Here is a 17,777-nt window from a genome sequence, read left to right as displayed (position 1 = left end):
AACCCGTGACTTCAGGCATTTCCTGTAACCGCAGGCTGACCTATACTCCCGCGCCACTGAACGCATACAACTGTGGCGGGTCAAAGCCTGCGTCACTGAATCAGGAGAGTTTCATGTTGCGCACTATCATTCCGACCGTCGCTTTAATGCTGGCACTGCCTTTGGGCGCACAAGCGGCCTCTCTTGCCGAATTCAACCTTGAAAAAAACCTGAAAAAGACGGCCGAAAAAAGCAGCCAGGGCACACCTAGACTAATGAGTTCAGGCCTTACCGATAACGGTTTTAGCGCTGAAGGCCGGGTACTGACTAATCACTTGGTCGCTCCACAGGCATTGGCTTTAGACATACTCAAAAATAAAGAGGCCGCTGCGTCGGTCCTCGGCCGAGGTGTGTGTAGCAATAAAGAGTTTCGTACATTGCTCGCCAACGGCGCAATTGTGCGACTGGACATCAAAGATGACCAAAACAACATCACGATTCTCAGCCAAGAAATTGTCGCTGATAACTGTCGGCCAAAAAAATAAACCCTTTCGGGGTGCATGCACGCCGTAATTCGTTGCGGCGTTCGCAACTTTCTATCTGATGCTCTCTCCCCCCTCCTCCCGCCTATTTTCATGGATTTCAGGCAATTAGCGGTTGCCAGGTTCGACGGCACAAGACCATCATCAGGCCATTACTTTTGACACGCTGTGTCTGTGCGCTGCCATGTTTTACTGCGCCCCAAAGGATGTTGTGCTGAAGGAGATCTACATGCCTGATCAAACCCATGCGAACCTGCCTCTCGATTTCGAACGCTTGAGCCTCGACCTTGCGCAGCACGTCGATGCCCAACTTGAGTTGATTGCTCCCGACAGTAAAAACCGACCGCTTTACCGCGAAATGATGCTCACGGTATTGCGTATGGCGCACGACGACTTTGATCGCTGGAACGCCAAAATTACGCTGCAAGCCATACGTGAACTGGAGCAAACCTTTCGCGTGCTGGAGCAATTCAAATCCCACCGCAAAATCACCGTATTTGGCTCGGCACGTACCCCAATGGAAGACCCGCTGTATGCCTTGGCCCGTGAAGTAGGCGCGGAATTGGCCAGAGCCGACATGATGGTGATCACCGGCGGCGGTGCAGGTATCATGGCCGCGGCCCATGAGGGGGCCGGTCTTGAACACAGCCTGGGCTTCAATATCACCTTGCCGTTTGAACAGCGCGCCAACCCGACCATCCTGGGCAGCTCACACCTGCTGGCGTTCCACTTCTTCTTTACGCGCAAACTGTTTTTCATCAAGGAAGCGGCCGGACTGGTGATGTGCCCTGGCGGATTCGGCACGCTGGATGAAGTGCTGGAGGTGCTGACGCTGATACAAACCGGCAAAACGCCATTGGTACCTGTGGTGTTGCTCGACATACCGGGCGGGACATTCTGGCAAAGCGCACTGGACTTCATTCAAGCGCAACTGCAAGCCAATCATTACATCCTGCCTAACGACTTGAAGTTAATGCGCCTCGTCCACAGCGCCGAAGAAGCCGTGGCGCAGATCGATCAGTTTTACAACAACTTCCACTCCACACGCTGGCTGAACAAGATTTTTGCGATACGCATGAAACGCCCCGTCAGTGCGCTGGCGCTGAAACAAATACAGCACGAATTTGGCGATATCTGCTTAAACGATAGCTTTCATCAACAGTTGGATGACGAACCTGCGTTTGAACACCTTACGCGTTTGAGTTTTGCTTTCAGCGGCCGTAATCAGGGGCGTCTGCGCGAGCTGGTGGACTTTATCAATCTGCCGCAGAACTGGGCTGATGCTGGGGGAATGATCCAGAAGAAGTCACTTGAGCCTTTGTCTCGATAGGCCTGCAATGTTCTGCATGCCGGCGTGGCAGGTGTTGCGCTCATACTCTGTCGCTGGGGGACTAAGCGGCAGGGAATCGCAAGACTGTGGCAGGTTTGATGTATCAGATTGAATGGTTTTACGGCCGCTACGCGCCCGGACGCAGCCTCGCGTTGCTCGTCAGCGGCTACAAAGGGACTGCCGGGGCTGGCGACTCTCGATTGCGAAGCGATTGTATATCCGTTGACTGCGGGGGCTCTGCGGTAGCGCGTTTAACGGTTTTACGGCCGCTACGCGCTCGGACGCAGCCTCGCGTTGCTCGTCAGCGGCTACAAAGGGACTGCTGGGGCTGGCGACTCTCGATTGCGAAGCGATTGTATATCCGATGACTGCGGGGTCTCTGCGGTAGCGCGTTTAAGGTTTTTAGTCATCGAACTCTCGGCCACTGAGCAAGCGGCCAATCATTTCAAGCGGATACCCTCTGTAACTCAAGAAGCGCCCTTGACGTGCACGCTCTTTGGCATCTTCAGGCATACGCCCTGAAAACTTACGCTGCCAAGTGTCTTGCAACTGTGCTTGCCAGTTGAATTCACATTCACGCAGCGCCTCCTCCACGTCACTACGCGCTAAGCCTCGCTGGTTCAATTCTTCGCGGATACGCAAAGGGCCATAACCCGAGCGGGCACGGTAGGAGATATAGCTTTCGAGGTAACGCGATTCGGACAGCAAGCCATCTTCCGTTAAACGGTCGAGGGCTATGTCGATCATGTCAGGGCAAGCGCCTCGCTGACGCAACTTGCGCGTCAGCTCGACACGACCGTGCTCGCGTCGCGCGAGCAGGTCCATTGCAGATCGCCGTATGGCGACGAGGTCATCCAGAACAACAGTCATGGTTCAATCAGTTGCTAGCGTCGTCTGAACCCGAGTTTTCGAGCTCCATTTCCGCCGCTTCCTGTTCAGCTGCCGCTTGCTTGGCCGCCTTGCTCAGTTTTGGCATGACTTTCATTGCAGCCAGTTCACTCTCGGTTTTTGGGCCGAGCAGCTTGTCACGCAGTTGCTTCTCAAGCGTGGCTTTAATGTCCGGGTTCTCATCAAGAAACTTGGCGGAGTTAGCCTTGCCCTGGCCGATTTTGCTGCCTTGGTAGCTGTACCAAGCACCGGCTTTTTCGACGAAACCGTGCAACACGCCCAGCTCGATCATCTCGCCGTTCAGGTAGATGCCCTTGCCGTACAGAATCTGGAACTCAGCCTGACGGAATGGCGGAGCGACTTTGTTCTTGACCACTTTGACGCGGGTTTCGCTACCAATGACCACGTCGCCTTCTTTAACGGCGCCGGTGCGACGAATGTCCAGACGTACAGAGGCGTAGAACTTCAGGGCGTTACCACCGGTGGTGGTTTCCGGGCTGCCGAACATCACGCCGATTTTCATACGGATCTGGTTAATGAAGATCACCAGGCAGTTGGCATTTTTGATATTGCCGGTGATTTTACGCAGTGCCTGAGACATCAAGCGGGCTTGCAGGCCAACGTGGGTGTCACCCATTTCGCCTTCAATTTCAGCTTTAGGCGTCAACGCGGCCACGGAGTCGATGATGATGACGTCAACCGCATTGGAGCGCACCAGCATGTCAGTGATTTCCAGCGCCTGTTCGCCGGTATCTGGCTGGGAAACCAGCAGGTCATCAACGTTGACACCCAATTTGGCGGCGTACTCAGGATCAAGGGCATGTTCCGCATCGACGAACGCACAGGTAGCGCCAGCTTTTTGGGCTTGAGCGATAACGGACAGGGTCAGCGTGGTTTTACCCGAAGACTCCGGACCGTAGATTTCAACAATACGACCCTTTGGCAGACCGCCAATACCCAGCGCGATGTCCAGACCCAACGAGCCGGTGGAGATAGCCGGGATCGCCTGGCGGTCTTGATCACCCATCAACATCACGGCGCCTTTGCCGAATTGACGTTCGATCTGACCCAAGGCCGCAGCCAAGGCTTTCTTCTTGTTGTCGTCCATTAAAGTCCTCTCGTAATCAATAAGGCCTGACGGCCGATAACTGTATAAGTAGCCAGTATTATTCCACAGGGTTTCAGGATCGCCTACCCCTGATTTTTTATTTCTCGTACCGTTCGGCGTATTAGACCCTCTAGCGCGGCTATCACCGTTTGTCGGCGCACATTATCGCGATCTCCGTGGAAGTGCCTGCACTGCGTCCACACCTCGTTGCCGGCGCCCCACGCCAGCCAAACGGTACCCACCGGTTTGGTCGCCGACCCGCCGCCCGGCCCGGCGATGCCGCTGACCGCCACCGCAAAATGCGCGCCGCTTTGTGCCTGCGCACCGCGCACCATCGCCTGGACTACCTCACCGCTGACCGCACCCACTTGCCCGAATAGAGTCGCGGGCACGCTCAACTGCTTGGTTTTCTGCTGGTTGGAATACGTGACAAACCCGGCTTCAAACCAGGACGAACTGCCAGCAATACGGGTAATGGCCTCAGCGATACCGCCGCCTGTGCAAGATTCAGCCGTTGTGACCTGCGCATTAAGAGCCTGCAAGTGCTGGCCCAGTTCAGTCGCCAGTTGAGTTAATTCGTCCACGATGGTCTCCCGAAGCGCAAAAAACAGCGGTCTAAGCTACGCGACTTACTGCTGCCCATCGACCCCCAAACGCTTGGCCGCCCAACGCTGATAAAGGCTGATGGCCGCATCCGCTCCGGCCAATGCGGTAAAACAGCCCAAAGCACCGGCTGCCCACACCGACATACTCGCCGAGTAAAGCAGCATAAACGTGGACACACCGCACACCATGCAGGCTCCCGAGCGCAGGGCCAAACGTCGCACGAGAGGCCAGCCGCTGGCGCCGTCTTTGTCGGCTCGCCACATCTCACCAAAGATACCGCCTACCAAGGCCAGAAGGATGACCAGCAAAACCGGCATATCCAACAAAAACTGCGGATCATTCATCGTGTCATCACTCCTGATTCCTTATCCAAACGCGTCATTAACTGACAGATAGGCTGAAAAATTGACGCTCCTCTCACCCCAATCACTGCGAAAGGCCAACGACGACAACCCTGCCACAAAGACTATGCATGTATGGATATACAGTCAATGCACCAATGCATAATTTGTAGGGCGCTGCGCAAAATCATCATCCAAAGGAAGAAACTTCGTCGGACAGGGCTTTAAAAGGCCGAAAAAAAGGCCTACTTCTATGTAGGCCTTAGCTCAAAACGTAGACTCAACGAGCGTACATACCCCACCAGAAAACATGCCCGAGAATCACCAGTCGATCATCTTCAAGGTCAGCGTAGAGGTAATCTTCATCCGGGTATTCGTCGCGATTGAAACTGCGTAAACGCAGACCGCCAGCCAAGCGATACAGCTGTTTCACCCGAAGTTCGCCGTTGTGATTAATCGCATACAGGTCGCCATCTATCACTTCAGCCATTGAGCGTTTACCTGCATTGACCCCCACGGTCGCGCCATCGCGCAACACCGGGAGCATGCTGTCCCCGCGCACCGTTACACACTTGGCTTGATCGAATTGCACGCCATTGTGACGCAGGCTGCGCTTACCAAAACGCAGCCTGGCACGCTCGCTTTCTTCGATAGCAAAACGCCCAGAACCCGCCGCCAGCTCAACCTGACGCAAAAACGGAATCGACACCTCATCCTCGGCCACAGGGGTTTCGTCATCCCATAAACAGATATCACGCAGCTCGGGATGCGACGGTTCGAGGAGAGCGACCGGGTCTTCACGCCCCCGCAGACGGTCTGTACTGATATTGAAATAAGCAGCTATTTTAGAAAGGTGCCGGTCAGACGGCTCGGCAATTTGGCCACTCAAAATTCTGGACAACGTGGATTGCGCCACCCCGGTCAGACGGTGCAGCGCCATCGCGCTGATTTGATGCCGGGCGAGCAATTCTTTAAGGACGATTGAGACGTTACGTTTAGCCATGCGCGCAATATTGCTAAGCGCCCAGGCAGATGGCAAATGCTATTTCTTCTATTTATAACAACCCACCACAGCGATCGGTGCTTGGCTGTAGGTGCAAGGCACAGGCGTGTTAACCTTGCGCCCATTGCACAAAAGCCGTGCGTGGCACCCGCTTTTCACCCCTCTTTTTAAATGAATCCGCCTAAGCCCTGATGAGTAAAAATACTTCCGATCTGTCCTCACACACGCCGATGATGCAGCAGTACTGGCGCCTGAAGAACCAACACCCTGATCAGTTGATGTTCTATCGCATGGGCGACTTCTACGAAATCTTCTATGAGGATGCGAAGAAGGCCGCCAAGTTGCTGGACATCACTCTCACGGCGCGTGGGCAATCGGCAGGACAGGCGATTCCGATGTGCGGGATTCCTTACCACGCAGCCGAAGGCTATTTGGCCAAGCTGGTCAAGCTCGGCGAGTCGGTGGTGATTTGCGAGCAAGTCGGCGATCCAGCCACGAGTAAAGGCCCGGTCGACCGTCAGGTGGTGCGCATCATCACGCCGGGTACGGTCAGTGACGAAGCGTTACTGGATGAGCGCCGCGATAACCTGATCGCCGCCGTGTTGGGTGATGAGCGCCTGTTTGGCCTGGCCGTGCTGGATATCACCAGTGGTAACTTTTCGGTCGTCGAGATCAAGGGCTGGGAAAACCTGCTGGCTGAGCTGGAGCGCATCAACCCGGTTGAGCTGATGATCCCGGATGATTGGCCACAGGGCCTGCCAGCCGAGAAGCGCCGTGGTGTACGTCGTCGAGCGCCGTGGGACTTTGAGCGCGACTCTGCACTAAAAAGCCTGTGCCAGCAGTTCTCGACCCAGGACCTTAAGGGCTTTGGCTGCGAGAACCTGACCCTGGCCATTGGCGCAGCAGGCTGTTTGCTCAGCTACGCCAAAGAAACCCAGCGCACCGCCCTGCCCCATTTACGCAGCCTGCGCCATGAACGACTCGATGACACCGTGGTGCTGGACGGCGCCAGCCGACGCAACCTTGAGCTGGATACCAACCTGGCGGGGGGGCGTGATAACACACTGCAATCGGTGGTTGATCGCTGCCAAACCTCAATGGGCAGCCGCTTGCTGACCCGTTGGTTGAACCGTCCGCTACGCGACCTGCCCGTTCTGTTGGCGCGCCAGTCGTCAATCACCTGTTTGCTCGATGGCTACCGTTTTGAGCGCTTGCAACCGCAGCTCAAGGAAATCGGCGATCTGGAGCGTATTCTGGCGCGTATCGGCCTGCGTAATGCGCGGCCGCGCGACCTGGCCCGACTGCGCGATGCCCTGGCGGCACTGCCTGAACTGCAAGACGCCATGCTGGACCTGCATGCCCCGCACTTGCAGCAACTGGCCGTGACCACCAGCACCTACCCCGAGCTGGCCGCGTTGCTGGACAGCGCCATTATTGATAATCCGCCTGCGGTCATTCGCGACGGCGGCGTACTGAAGACTGGCTATGACGCCGAACTCGATGAGCTGCAAGCCCTGAGCGAAAACGCCGGTCAGTTTCTGATCGACCTGGAAGCACGCGAAAAAGCCCGCACTGGACTGGCCAACCTTAAGGTCGGTTACAACCGAGTGCACGGTTACTTCATCGAACTGCCGAGCAAACAGGCCGAACAGGCACCCGCCGATTACATTCGCCGTCAAACCCTCAAAGGCGCCGAACGGTTTATCACCCCGGAACTCAAGGCGTTTGAAGATAAAGCCTTGTCGGCCAAGAGCCGCGCACTGGCACGCGAAAAGATGCTTTACGAAGCGTTGCTCGAAACCTTGATCGGCGAGTTGCCACCGCTACAAGACACCGCGGCGGCTTTAGCCGAACTGGACGTTTTGAGCAACCTGGCCGAGCGTGCACTGAACCTCGATTTGAATTGCCCGCGTTTTGTTGAAGAACCGTGCATGCGCATAAGCCAGGGCCGTCACCCGGTGGTTGAGCAAGTGCTGACCACACCGTTTGTGGCCAACGATCTGGCGCTGGATGACAACACCCGCATGCTGGTGATTACCGGCCCGAACATGGGCGGTAAATCGACTTATATGCGACAAACCGCGTTGATCGTGTTGCTGGCACACATCGGCAGCTTTGTTCCAGCCGCCAGCTGCGAACTGTCACTGGTCGACCGGATCTTTACCCGTATCGGTTCCAGCGATGACCTGGCCGGTGGACGCTCGACCTTTATGGTGGAAATGAGCGAAACCGCCAATATCTTGCATAACGCAACCGAACGCAGCCTGGTACTGATGGACGAAGTGGGCCGCGGCACCAGCACATTTGACGGTTTGTCGCTGGCATGGGCTGCGGCAGAACGACTCGCCCAGCTTCGCGCCTACACGTTGTTTGCCACCCACTATTTCGAACTGACCGTACTGCCTGAAAACGAACCCTTGGTGGCCAACGTGCATTTGAGTGCCACCGAGCACAATGAGCGTATCGTCTTCTTGCATCACGTCTTGCCCGGTCCGGCCAGTCAGAGCTATGGCCTTGCAGTGGCGCAATTGGCGGGGGTTCCGGCCAATGTCATCACCCGCGCACGGGAGCATTTGAGCCGTCTTGAAACCACCAGCCTGCCGCACGAAGCGCCTGCTCCGGTGCCCGGAAGAAAATCAGCGCCCCAGCAGAGCGATATGTTTGCTAGCCTTGCGCATCCGGTGCTGGACGACTTGGCCAAGCTTGATCTTGACGAGCTGACGCCACGCAAAGCCCTTGATTTGCTCTACACATTAAAGACACGCATCTAACCATGCGCTAGAATCGCGCGCGGTTCGGGATGCTACTGGCCTTTTAGCCTGATCAGTGGGTATCACTCCCGAACCTGGCGAACCCGACCTGGAAGGGCTTCGCTGCCGCCGCCTGAGGAGAAAATTAGAAATGACCTTCGTCGTCACCGACAACTGCATCAAGTGCAAGTACACCGACTGCGTAGAAGTCTGTCCGGTGGACTGCTTTTACGAAGGCCCGAACTTCCTGGTGATTCACCCGGACGAGTGCATTGACTGCGCGCTTTGTGAGCCTGAATGCCCGGCGCAAGCCATCTTCTCCGAAGATGAAGTGCCCGCTGACATGCAAGAGTTTATTCAGTTGAATGTGGAACTGGCTGAAATCTGGCCAAACATCACTGAACGTAAAGACGCTCTGCCGGACGCGGCAGAATGGGATGGCGTGAAAGGCAAGCTCAAAGATCTGGAACGCTGATCCACGCTGCACCAAAAAGCCCCGCCTCACCTGAGCCGGGGCTTTTTTACGTTTCAGGGCCCGCTACGTAGTCGCAGGCTCGTGTTTCTCGTCAGCGCCTACAAGCTTTGATCAGCGTTTTAGCCGTTGATCTCACAGCCCGTAGCTTCTTGAAGCTGCTCACGGGTAACACCTGAAGCCAACTCAACGAGCGTGAGACCTTGCTCCGTCACATCAAGCACGCCCAGATCCGTGATGATTCGATCCACCACGCCTACGCCGGTCAGCGGTAAATCACACTGCTTGAGCAGTTTGTGAACGCCACCTTTGGCAGTGTGCTCCATCAACACGACGACGCGTTTGACCCCTGCCACCAGATCCATCGCACCGCCCATGCCTTTTACCATCTTGCCGGGAATCATCCAGTTGGCCAGGTCACCGTGCTCGGAAACCTGCATCGCCCCCAGGATCGACAAGTTGATGTGCCCGCCGCGAATCATGGCAAACGAATCGGCACTATTAAAGAAGCTGCTGCCAGGCAAGGTGGTGATGGTTTGCTTGCCGGCATTAATCAGGTCGGCATCAACTTCATCTTCGGTGGGAAATGGGCCAATACCCAGTAAGCCGTTCTCACTTTGCAGCCACACGTCCATGCCCGCAGGAATGTAGTTGGCCACCAGCGTCGGCAAACCGATACCCAGGTTGACGGAGAAACCATCCTGCAATTCTTGGGCGGCGCGGTGCGCCATTTCTTCACGAGTCCAAGCCATGATCAGGCGCTCCGCACAGTGCGTTGTTCGATGCGTTTTTGCGGGGTGGCATTGAGTATCAGCCGCTGCACATAAATCCCGGGCAGATGAACCTGATCAGGTTCAATCTCACCAATTTCAACGATCTCTTCAACTTCAACAACACACACTTTGGCCGCCATTGCAGCCAGCGGATTGAAGTTACGTGCGGTTTTATTGAACAGCAGGTTGCCGGACTTATCCGCCTTCCAGGCTTTCACCAACGCGACGTCCGCACGCAGTGAACGCTCCATGACATACCATTGCCCGTCGAACTCTCGGGTTTCCTTGCCTTCGGCAACCAGGGTGCCGTAACCGGTTTTGGTAAAGAACGCCGGAATACCCGCGCCCCCCGCACGCAGCTTTTCAGCCAGGGTGCCTTGCGGGGTGAATTCCAGCTCCAGCTCGCCCGCCAGGTATTGACGCTCGAACTCTTTGTTCTCACCCACGTAGGAAGAAATCATTTTGCGTATTTGACGGGTGGCCAGCAGTTGGCCCAATCCAAACCCGTCGACACCCGCGTTGTTGCTGATGACGGTCAAGTCGCGCTTGCCGGTGTCACGCAAGGCGCCGATCAGTGCTTCTGGAATCCCACACAATCCAAAACCGCCCACAGCGAGGGTCATGCCGTCTTCGACGAGCCCCTGCAAGGCGGATTGCGCACTCGAGTAAATCTTATTCACTTGTTATTCCTCGAATTCACCACGCACACATGCCGTACGTGGCCTGCTTGCTTTAGTCGAGAACGAACACACAGTAAGGCAGGTGCCCGCTCCCCGATTCTGGCTGCATTGGCCTTAAGCCAACGCGTTGCCCGAGTGTAGGGGAAGGCGGCGCGGGAACTCTAGCCATGAGTGAAGATGGCGCACAAATAAATGCGCGAGGTGTCGCGCTTGCGCAACTCTTTGACGTGCAGGCCGTTCGAGTGACCTTTCCATTAACATGGTCGTAACAATTGACCTACAAAATACTTAGCTCGCTAACTTTAAACCCGCGACCTAGACGTATATAAAGACCGCCGGGTTTTAAAAAGTCATTAGAGCAAAATCTTCTCTCACCTTATGGCTGTAGAGAACTAGACTCAGATTCGGTTTTGTCTGATGTTCGCAGCGCAGGATTGAGTCGTAGCATGTCCAGGCCAATGTCGACCCATGCCTCTGCCTCTCCATGAAGCTCGAAACTGTCAGGAACCAGTAGCCATTGCCCGAGAATGCCGTCGATATAGGCATGTAAACAAATGGCGGCTCGGCGTACGTCGAGTGTTTTAGGGAGTTGTTGGCGATGAACTGCATTACTCAGGGTCAGCTCGATTCGACTGTTGCAGTCGGCCATCGCGACTTGGCGCTGACGGCGCAAATCGCACATTTCGTCAGTGAATTCGCACTTATGAAACAAAATCTCGTTGATACGTCGGGTTTTGGGATCGTTCGCAACTTGATGAAACAAATGGATCAACAGCTTGCGCATGCAGCCAAGCGGATCAATTTCGTCCTGACTTTCACTGGCTTTTGCCAATGCGTCCAAGGGTTCATGCAGGCTATCGAGCATCGCCTGCACCAAGTCAGCTTTGTTGCTGAAATGCCAGTAGATGGCACCTCGAGTCACACCCGCCAATGTGGCAATATCCGCCAACGTCGTGCGCGCTACACCCCGTTCATAAAAGGCCCGTTCGGCCGCTTCAAGGATGGCACTGCGGGTTTCCTGGGCTTCTTCTTTGGTACGACGCACCATGGCAATAAAAACCTCAATCAGGGCGGTTCTGAGCACGGCGTAAAGCCTTCAAAACCTATATCGGGTGGCGTTTGTTGTGCCTTATCCCGGCCTACATCTCACGCATTAAAAAGGGTTGCGGCATGCCTTTAAAGACACAACCCCGCTATTTACAAACAGACACGAATGTAAGTATATTCCTTAGCAAGCTACTTATCCACCCGGAACAGCTTTCTTTACCTTTCCACTATTCTTGTGCGCTTTCGCGTGCCTGACCCGAGGATCTTCATGCAATTCAAGCCAGCTGTTACCGCTCTGGTTGCCGCCGTCGCCCTGGCATCGCTGCTCAGCGGATGCAAAAAGGAAGAAGCGGCACCCGCCCCCCAAATCCCTCAGGTCGGCGTCGTGACGCTCAAAGCTCAGCCGTTCACCCTGACCACTGATCTTCCCGGCCGAACTACGTCTTATCGTTCTGCCGAGGTTCGACCTCAGGTCAACGGGATTATTCTCAAGCGCCTGTTCAAAGAAGGCTCTGACGTCAAAGTTGGCCAACAGCTGTATCAAATCGATCCGGCTATCTATGAAAGTGCCGTATTGAGTGCCCGCGCGACCTTACAATCCGCCAAGTCGCTGGCTGATCGCTACAAGCAATTGGTCGCAGAGCAAGCCGTGAGCCGTCAGGAATACGACAACGCTGAAGCCGCTCGCCTGGAAGCTGAGGCCACTCTCAATACCGCTCAAGTCAACCTGCGCTATACCAAAGTGCTGGCGCCGCTGACTGGCCGTATCGGTCGCTCGCTATACACCGAAGGTGCGCTGGTGACCAGCGGTCAAGCCAACGCGCTGGCCGTCATCACCCAACTGGACCCTATCTATGTTGACGTGACCCAGTCCTCTGTCGAGATGCTGGAACTGCGCAAAGACCTCGCTGATGGCCGCTTGAAAAAAGCCGGCGATAATGCGGCCAAGGTCAAATTGACCCTGCCGGACGGCAGCGAGTACGCACAAGAAGGTCGCCTGGAATTCAGCGAAGTGTCGGTCGACGAAACCACCGGTTCCGTGACGCTGCGTGCACTGTTCCCCAACCCCGACGAGATTTTGTTGCCAGGCATGTTTGTGCACGCGCAACTGGAAGCGGGTATCGACAGCCACGCGATTTTGGCACCTCAAGTGGGCGTGACGCATAACCTCAAAGGCCAGCCGACAGCAATGGTTGTAGGGCCGGACAACAAGGTCGAACTGCGCGTACTGCAAGCATCCCGTACCGTGGGCAGCGACTGGCTGGTCGAGAAAGGTTTGAACCCTGGCGATCGCCTGATCACCGACGGCCTGCAATTCGTCAAGCCAGGTGTTGAAGTCAAGATCATGGAAAAACCACAAGGCGCAACCCCGGCAGCTGCCCCGGCAACAGAACAAGCTGCAGGCAGTAAAGGGGAGTAAACCATGTCGAAATTTTTTATCGACCGTCCGATTTTCGCTTGGGTAATCGCCCTGGTGATCATGCTGGTCGGGGCTTTATCGATCCTCAAACTTCCGATCAACCAATACCCGAGCATCGCACCGCCGGCTATCTCGATCTCCGTGACCTACCCGGGCGCTTCGGCGCAAACCGTGCAGGACACCGTGGTCCAGGTGATCGAGCAGCAGCTCAACGGTATTGACCACCTGCGTTATGTATCGTCTGAAAGTAACTCCGACGGCAGCATGACCATCACCGCCACGTTCGAGCAAGGCACCGACCCCGACACCGCTCAGGTGCAGGTGCAGAACAAACTCAACCTGGCGACCCCACTGCTGCCTCAAGAGGTTCAGCAGCAAGGTATCCGCGTGACCAAGGCAGTGAAAAACTTCCTGATGGTTATCGGTGTGGTGTCTGAAGACGGCAGCATGAACAAAGACGACTTGTCGAACTACATCGTCTCTAACATGCAGGACCCGATCTCCCGTACCGAAGGTGTGGGCGACTTCCAGGTGTTCGGCGCCCAGTACGCCATGCGTATCTGGCTCGATCCAGCCAAGCTGAACAAGTACAACCTGACCCCGGTGGACGTTAAGTCCGCTATCAGCTCACAGAACGTACAGGTGTCCTCCGGGCAACTGGGCGGCCTGCCAGCTGTAAAAGGTCAAGAGCTGAACGCAACCATCATCGGCAAAACGCGCCTGCAAACTGCTGAAGAGTTCAAAAAGATACTGCTTAAAGTCAACACCGACGGCTCTCAGGTACGTCTGCACGACGTCGCCGAAGTCGCTTTGGGCGGTGAGAACTACAGCATCAGCGCGCAGTACAACGGCAAACCGTCTTCGGGTCTGGCGATCAAACTGGCCACCAATGCCAACGCACTGGACACGGCCAAGGCGCTGCACCAAACCATCAATGATCTGGCTCCGTTCTTCCCGCCCGGCATGAAAGTGGTTTACCCATACGACACCACGCCAGTGGTATCGGCCTCGATCAAGGGCGTTGTTGAAACCCTGGTTGAAGCCGTCGCTCTGGTGTTCCTGGTGATGTTCCTGTTCCTGCAAAACTTCCGCGCCACCATCATCACCACCATGACGGTGCCAGTGGTATTGCTGGGTACATTCGGCATTCTCGCAGCAGCCGGTTTCAGCATTAACACCCTGACCATGTTCGGCATGGTACTGGCCATCGGCTTGCTGGTGGACGACGCCATCGTTGTGGTGGAAAACGTCGAACGGGTCATGAGCGAAGAAGGATTGTCACCCAAAGAAGCCACCAAGAAATCCATGGAGCAAATCCAGGGAGCCCTGGTGGGTATTGCCTTGGTACTGTCGGCCGTATTGCTGCCAATGGCGTTCTTTAGCGGCTCAACCGGTGTGATCTACAAACAGTTCTCGATCACTATTGTTTCGGCGATGGCGCTTTCGGTACTGGTTGCCCTGATCTTCACCCCGGCCTTGTGCGCCACCATGCTCAAGCCCGTCAAAAAAGGGGATCACGGCGAAAACAAACGCGGTTTCTTCGGCTGGTTCAACCGCACTTTCGACAGTGGCGTGAAGCGCTACGAGAAAGGTGTCGGCAACATCCTGCGCCACAAGGCTCCGTATCTGCTGGCATACGTGCTGATCGTCGTCGGCATGGTCTTCCTGTTTACACGCATTCCTACCTCGTTCCTGCCAGAAGAAGACCAGGGCGTACTCTTCGCCCAGGTCCAAACTCCAGCCGGTACGACAGCGGAACGCACACAGGTAGTAATTGACCGCATGCGCGAATACTTGCTCGCCGATGAATCGGCGGCAGTGTCTTCGGTGTTTACCGTGAACGGCTTTAACTTCGCCGGTCGCGGCCAAAGCTCCGGTCTGGCGTTCATCATGCTCAAGCCTTGGGGCGAGCGTGATGCCGACAACAGCGTGTTTGCACTGGCAGCCCGTGCTCAGGCGCACTTCTCCACCTTCCGCGATGCAATGGTGTTTGCCTTTGCCCCGCCAGCAGTGATGGAGCTGGGTAACGCCACCGGTTTTGACGTGTACCTGCAAGACCGCGCCGGTATTGGCCACGAAAAGCTGATGCAAGCCCGCAACCAGTTCCTGGGCATGGCATCGCAAAGCAAGATCCTGGCAGGCGTGCGACCTAACGGCCTGAACGATGAACCGCAATACCAACTGGAAATTGATGACGAAGCGGCTCGCGCCCTGGGCGTTAGCCTGACAGACATCAATAACACCCTGTCTATCGGTCTGGGTGCCAGCTACGTCAACGACTTCATCGACCGTGGTCGTGTGAAAAAGGTTTACCTGCAAGGCGAAGCTGACTCGCGGATGAACCCCGAAGACCTGAAGAAGTGGTACGTGCGTAACGACGAAGGAACCATGGTGCCGTTCTCGGCGTTCGCCAAAGGCAAGTGGACCTACGGTGCACCGAAGCTGTCGCGCTACAACGGCGTAGAAGCTATGGAAATCCTCGGCGCCCCGGCACCCGGCTACAGCAGTGGTGAAGCCATGGCTGAAGTTGAAGCCCTGGCCAAGAAACTGCCGGCAGGTGTAGGTATTTCCTGGACTGGCCTGTCATACGAGGAGCGTCTGTCGGGTTCGCAAGCACCTGCTTTGTACGCAATTTCCTTGCTGATGGTGTTCCTGTGTCTCGCAGCGCTGTATGAAAGCTGGTCAATCCCGATTGCAGTGATGTTGGTTGTACCGCTGGGGATTATCGGCGCCTTGCTGGCCACCAGCCTGCGCGGACTGTCCAACGACGTGTACTTCCAGGTGGGCTTGCTCACGACCATCGGTCTGGCATCGAAAAACGCCATTCTGATCGTCGAGTTCGCCAAAGAGCTGCATGAACAAGGGCGAACCCTGACCGAAGCCGCCATCGAGGCGTGCCGTATGCGTCTGCGTCCGATCATCATGACGTCGCTGGCGTTCGTATTGGGTGTGATTCCGCTGGCCATCTCCTCGGGTGCCGGTTCAGGCAGCCAGCACGCCATTGGTACCGGTGTAATCGGCGGTATGATCACCGCCACGGTTCTGGCCGTGTTCTGGGTGCCGCTGTTCTTCGTTGCCGTGTCGTCCTTTGGCAGCAAGGACAAAGAAGAACAGAAGAAAGTAGATCTGACTAAAACTCCAAATCAAGAGGCTGGCCAATGAGCAAGTCGCTTCTCGCAGTAGCGGTCGCAGCGTTTACGCTGGGCGGCTGCTCGCTGATCCCTGACTACCAGCGCCCTGAAGCGCCGGTAGCAGCGCAGTACCCGCAAGGCCCGGCCTACAAGCCAAACGAAGCGCCGAATCAAACGGCTGCCGAGCAAGGCTGGCGTCAGTTTTTTCATGACCCGGCCCTGCAACAGTTGATTCAGACGGCACTGGTCAACAACCGTGACCTTCGGGTCGCGGCCTTGAACATTGATGCATATGCCGCGCAGTACCGTATTCAGCGTGCGGACCTGTTCCCGGCAGTAAACGCGAATGCCAGCGGTAGCCGTCAACGCACGCCTGGGCGCATGTCGCAAACAGGCGAGTCGGGCATCACCAGCCAGTACTCGGCAACCCTTGGGGTCAGCGCGTATGAACTGGACCTGTTCGGGCGGATTCGCAGCCTGAACGATCAGGCGTTGCAGAACTACTTTGCAACCGAAGAAGCCCGCCGCACGACACAGATCAGTCTGGTTGCCAGCGTCGCCAATGCCTACTTGACCTGGCAGGCCGACAAAGAGCTGCTCAAGCTGACTGAAGACACGCTCAAAGCGTTCAATGAGAGCTACAAGCTCACCTTGCGCAGCAATGAAGTGGGCGTGGCATCGGCACTGGATGTGAGCCAGTCCCGTACCTCGGTCGAAAACGCCAAAGTGCAACTGGCGCGTTACACCCGCCAGGTCGCTCAAGATCAGAACAGCCTGGCGCTGCTGCTCGGCACGACGCTTCCAGAGAACTTGCCCGCGAGCAAGCCGCTGGCCGCCGACCTGCTGAACGAAGTACCGGCCGGTTTGCCATCGGACCTGCTGCAACGTCGACCGGACATTCTGGAGGCCGAGCACAAGCTGTTGGCCGCCAACGCCAACATCGGCGCGGCCCGTGCTGCATTCTTCCCCAGCATCAGCCTCACCGCCAATGCCGGGACCTTGAGCCCGGACTTGTCCGGGCTGTTCAAGGGTGGCTCGGGTACGTGGCTGTTCTCGCCGCAAATCACACTGCCCATCTTCAACGCAGGTGCTTTGCGCGCCAGCCTGGACTACTCGAAAATCCAGAAGGACATCACCGTCTCGCAATACGAGAAGGCGATCCAGACGGCCTTTCAGGAAGTCTCTGATGGTTTGGCCGCTCGCCAGACTTACAGCCAGCAGTTGCAAGCGCAGACTGATTTCGTCAACGCCAACCAGGATTATTACCGGTTAGCGGAACGTCGTTATCGCATTGGCGTGGACAGCAACCTCACCTTCCTCGATGCCCAGCGCTCGCTGTTCAGCGCCCAACAGTCGTTGATCAGTGACCGCCTGTCGCAGTTGACCAGTGAGGTCAACCTGTACAAAGCACTGGGTGGCGGATGGTACGAACAGACCGGACAAAACCGCCCGATCTCTTCAGAACCACCGAAGGCCTGATTGTCGCTTAGCGTCACCAAAAAACCCGCCTGATGGCGGGTTTTTTATTTGTTCACCGCTGTCAATCACCGTCAGCTCAGTCAAATCACCCTCCGTCCATCCGGATTAAACACGTCATTTAATCCATCAAACCGGTTGTATGCAGTCCATCACCACGTTGATTTGATCGCCCCTTGTGTAGAAAAATTGTTCTTTGATAAGCACTTAACACGCCTGATAAGTGCCGCT

At 56.1% G+C, this 17,777-nt stretch carries 15 protein-coding genes; 7 read left to right on the top strand and 8 right to left on the bottom strand.

Going from position 1 to position 17,777, the window contains the following annotated elements; all coding sequences use genetic code 11:
• The first annotated feature begins 113 nt into the window (after positions 1–113).
• Together TU86_RS02690 and TU86_RS02685 are read left to right on the top strand one after the other, a co-directional pair.
• Positions 114–524, top strand: coding sequence for a PA3611 family quorum-sensing-regulated virulence factor (locus TU86_RS02690; RefSeq protein ID WP_048362750.1), 411 nt, complete (start codon positions 114–116; stop codon positions 522–524).
• Positions 525–750: 226 nt separating this feature from the next.
• Positions 751–1,851, top strand: a complete 1,101-nt coding sequence (locus TU86_RS02685) for an LOG family protein (RefSeq protein WP_048362749.1) — start codon at positions 751–753, stop codon at positions 1,849–1,851.
• Positions 1,852–2,253: 402 nt separating this feature from the next.
• Here the strand turns inward: TU86_RS02685 and recX are convergent, their stop codons facing one another.
• The 5 genes from recX to TU86_RS02660 all read right to left on the bottom strand — a co-directional run bounded on the left by recX (position 2,254) and on the right by TU86_RS02660 (position 5,797).
• On the bottom strand, positions 2,254–2,721 hold the full coding sequence (recX, locus tag TU86_RS02680; RefSeq protein WP_048362748.1) for a recombination regulator RecX: 468 nt from the start codon (positions 2,719–2,721) through the stop codon (positions 2,254–2,256).
• A gap of 7 nt (positions 2,722–2,728) precedes the next feature.
• Positions 2,729–3,847, bottom strand: coding sequence for a recombinase RecA (gene recA / locus TU86_RS02675; protein WP_048362747.1), 1,119 nt, complete (start codon positions 3,845–3,847; stop codon positions 2,729–2,731).
• Between the two features lie 83 nt (positions 3,848–3,930).
• On the bottom strand, positions 3,931–4,431 hold the full coding sequence (locus TU86_RS02670; protein WP_048362746.1) for a CinA family protein: 501 nt from the start codon (positions 4,429–4,431) through the stop codon (positions 3,931–3,933).
• Between the two features lie 45 nt (positions 4,432–4,476).
• The gene (locus tag TU86_RS02665; RefSeq protein ID WP_048362745.1) at positions 4,477–4,797 is read right to left on the bottom strand and encodes a phage holin family protein; all 321 of its coding nucleotides are present in this window, start codon (positions 4,795–4,797) and stop codon (positions 4,477–4,479) included.
• A gap of 277 nt (positions 4,798–5,074) precedes the next feature.
• Complete coding sequence (locus TU86_RS02660) at positions 5,075–5,797, bottom strand: S24 family peptidase (RefSeq protein WP_048362744.1); 723 nt, start codon at positions 5,795–5,797, stop codon at positions 5,075–5,077.
• 191 nt (positions 5,798–5,988) lie between these two features.
• On the opposite strand from TU86_RS02660, the gene mutS reads away from it, so the two are divergent.
• Both mutS and fdxA read left to right on the top strand, forming a co-directional pair.
• Positions 5,989–8,568 (top strand): DNA mismatch repair protein MutS, encoded by a 2,580-nt coding sequence (mutS, locus tag TU86_RS02655; protein ID WP_048362743.1) that lies wholly within the window; start codon positions 5,989–5,991, stop codon positions 8,566–8,568.
• 130 nt (positions 8,569–8,698) lie between these two features.
• Complete coding sequence (fdxA, locus tag TU86_RS02650; RefSeq protein ID WP_048362742.1) at positions 8,699–9,022, top strand: ferredoxin FdxA; 324 nt, start codon at positions 8,699–8,701, stop codon at positions 9,020–9,022.
• A gap of 119 nt (positions 9,023–9,141) precedes the next feature.
• Here fdxA and TU86_RS02645 read toward each other — a convergent pair whose 3' ends face one another.
• The 3 genes from TU86_RS02645 to TU86_RS02635 all read right to left on the bottom strand — a co-directional run bounded on the left by TU86_RS02645 (position 9,142) and on the right by TU86_RS02635 (position 11,520).
• Positions 9,142–9,771 (bottom strand): CoA transferase subunit B, encoded by a 630-nt coding sequence (locus TU86_RS02645; protein WP_048362741.1) that lies wholly within the window; start codon positions 9,769–9,771, stop codon positions 9,142–9,144.
• Between the two features lie 2 nt (positions 9,772–9,773).
• The gene (locus TU86_RS02640) at positions 9,774–10,472 is read right to left on the bottom strand and encodes a CoA transferase subunit A (protein WP_048362740.1); all 699 of its coding nucleotides are present in this window, start codon (positions 10,470–10,472) and stop codon (positions 9,774–9,776) included.
• A gap of 376 nt (positions 10,473–10,848) precedes the next feature.
• Entirely contained in the window at positions 10,849–11,520 is a 672-nt protein-coding gene (locus TU86_RS02635; protein WP_048363028.1) for a TetR family transcriptional regulator, read from the bottom strand.
• 267 nt (positions 11,521–11,787) lie between these two features.
• Here TU86_RS02635 and TU86_RS02630 point away from each other — a divergent pair, with 267 nt between their 5' ends.
• The 3 genes from TU86_RS02630 to TU86_RS02620 are packed head-to-tail and all read left to right on the top strand — an operon-like array spanning position 11,788 to position 17,549.
• A complete protein-coding gene (locus TU86_RS02630; protein WP_048362739.1) occupies positions 11,788–12,939 on the top strand; it encodes an efflux RND transporter periplasmic adaptor subunit in 1,152 nt (383 codons plus the stop codon).
• A 3-nt stretch (positions 12,940–12,942) separates the two neighbouring features.
• A complete protein-coding gene (locus TU86_RS02625) occupies positions 12,943–16,101 on the top strand; it encodes an efflux RND transporter permease subunit (RefSeq protein WP_048362738.1) in 3,159 nt (1,052 codons plus the stop codon).
• On the top strand, positions 16,098–17,549 hold the full coding sequence (locus TU86_RS02620; RefSeq protein ID WP_048362737.1) for an AdeC/AdeK/OprM family multidrug efflux complex outer membrane factor: 1,452 nt from the start codon (positions 16,098–16,100) through the stop codon (positions 17,547–17,549). Before TU86_RS02625 ends, TU86_RS02620 begins: the two co-directional genes overlap by 4 nt.
• Positions 17,550–17,777: the final 228 nt, after the last annotated feature.

The organism is Pseudomonas weihenstephanensis (genome assembly GCF_001043055.1).
Lineage (GTDB): Bacteria > Pseudomonadota > Gammaproteobacteria > Pseudomonadales > Pseudomonadaceae > Aquipseudomonas > Aquipseudomonas weihenstephanensis.
The sequence above is the reverse complement of the archived record's forward strand: the minus strand, read 5'-3'. Positions and strand labels throughout refer to the sequence as shown.

Bases quoted from the DNA above. Each gene is read 5' to 3' on its own strand.
- recA (WP_048362747.1), bottom strand. From the start codon at position 3,847: ATGGACGACAACAAGAAGAAAGCCTTGGCTGCGGCCTTGGGTCAGATC.
- TU86_RS02690 (WP_048362750.1), top strand. From the start codon at position 114: ATGTTGCGCACTATCATTCCGACCGTCGCTTTAATGCTGGCACTGCCT.
- recX (WP_048362748.1), bottom strand. From the start codon at position 2,721: ATGACTGTTGTTCTGGATGACCTCGTCGCCATACGGCGATCTGCAATG.
- TU86_RS02665 (WP_048362745.1), bottom strand. From the start codon at position 4,797: ATGAATGATCCGCAGTTTTTGTTGGATATGCCGGTTTTGCTGGTCATC.
- TU86_RS02620 (WP_048362737.1), top strand. From the start codon at position 16,098: ATGAGCAAGTCGCTTCTCGCAGTAGCGGTCGCAGCGTTTACGCTGGGC.
- mutS (WP_048362743.1), top strand. From the start codon at position 5,989: ATGAGTAAAAATACTTCCGATCTGTCCTCACACACGCCGATGATGCAG.
- TU86_RS02660 (WP_048362744.1), bottom strand. From the start codon at position 5,797: ATGGCTAAACGTAACGTCTCAATCGTCCTTAAAGAATTGCTCGCCCGG.
- fdxA (WP_048362742.1), top strand. From the start codon at position 8,699: ATGACCTTCGTCGTCACCGACAACTGCATCAAGTGCAAGTACACCGAC.
- TU86_RS02625 (WP_048362738.1), top strand. From the start codon at position 12,943: ATGTCGAAATTTTTTATCGACCGTCCGATTTTCGCTTGGGTAATCGCC.
- TU86_RS02645 (WP_048362741.1), bottom strand. From the start codon at position 9,771: ATGGCTTGGACTCGTGAAGAAATGGCGCACCGCGCCGCCCAAGAATTG.
- TU86_RS02635 (WP_048363028.1), bottom strand. From the start codon at position 11,520: ATGGTGCGTCGTACCAAAGAAGAAGCCCAGGAAACCCGCAGTGCCATC.
- TU86_RS02685 (WP_048362749.1), top strand. From the start codon at position 751: ATGCCTGATCAAACCCATGCGAACCTGCCTCTCGATTTCGAACGCTTG.
- TU86_RS02630 (WP_048362739.1), top strand. From the start codon at position 11,788: ATGCAATTCAAGCCAGCTGTTACCGCTCTGGTTGCCGCCGTCGCCCTG.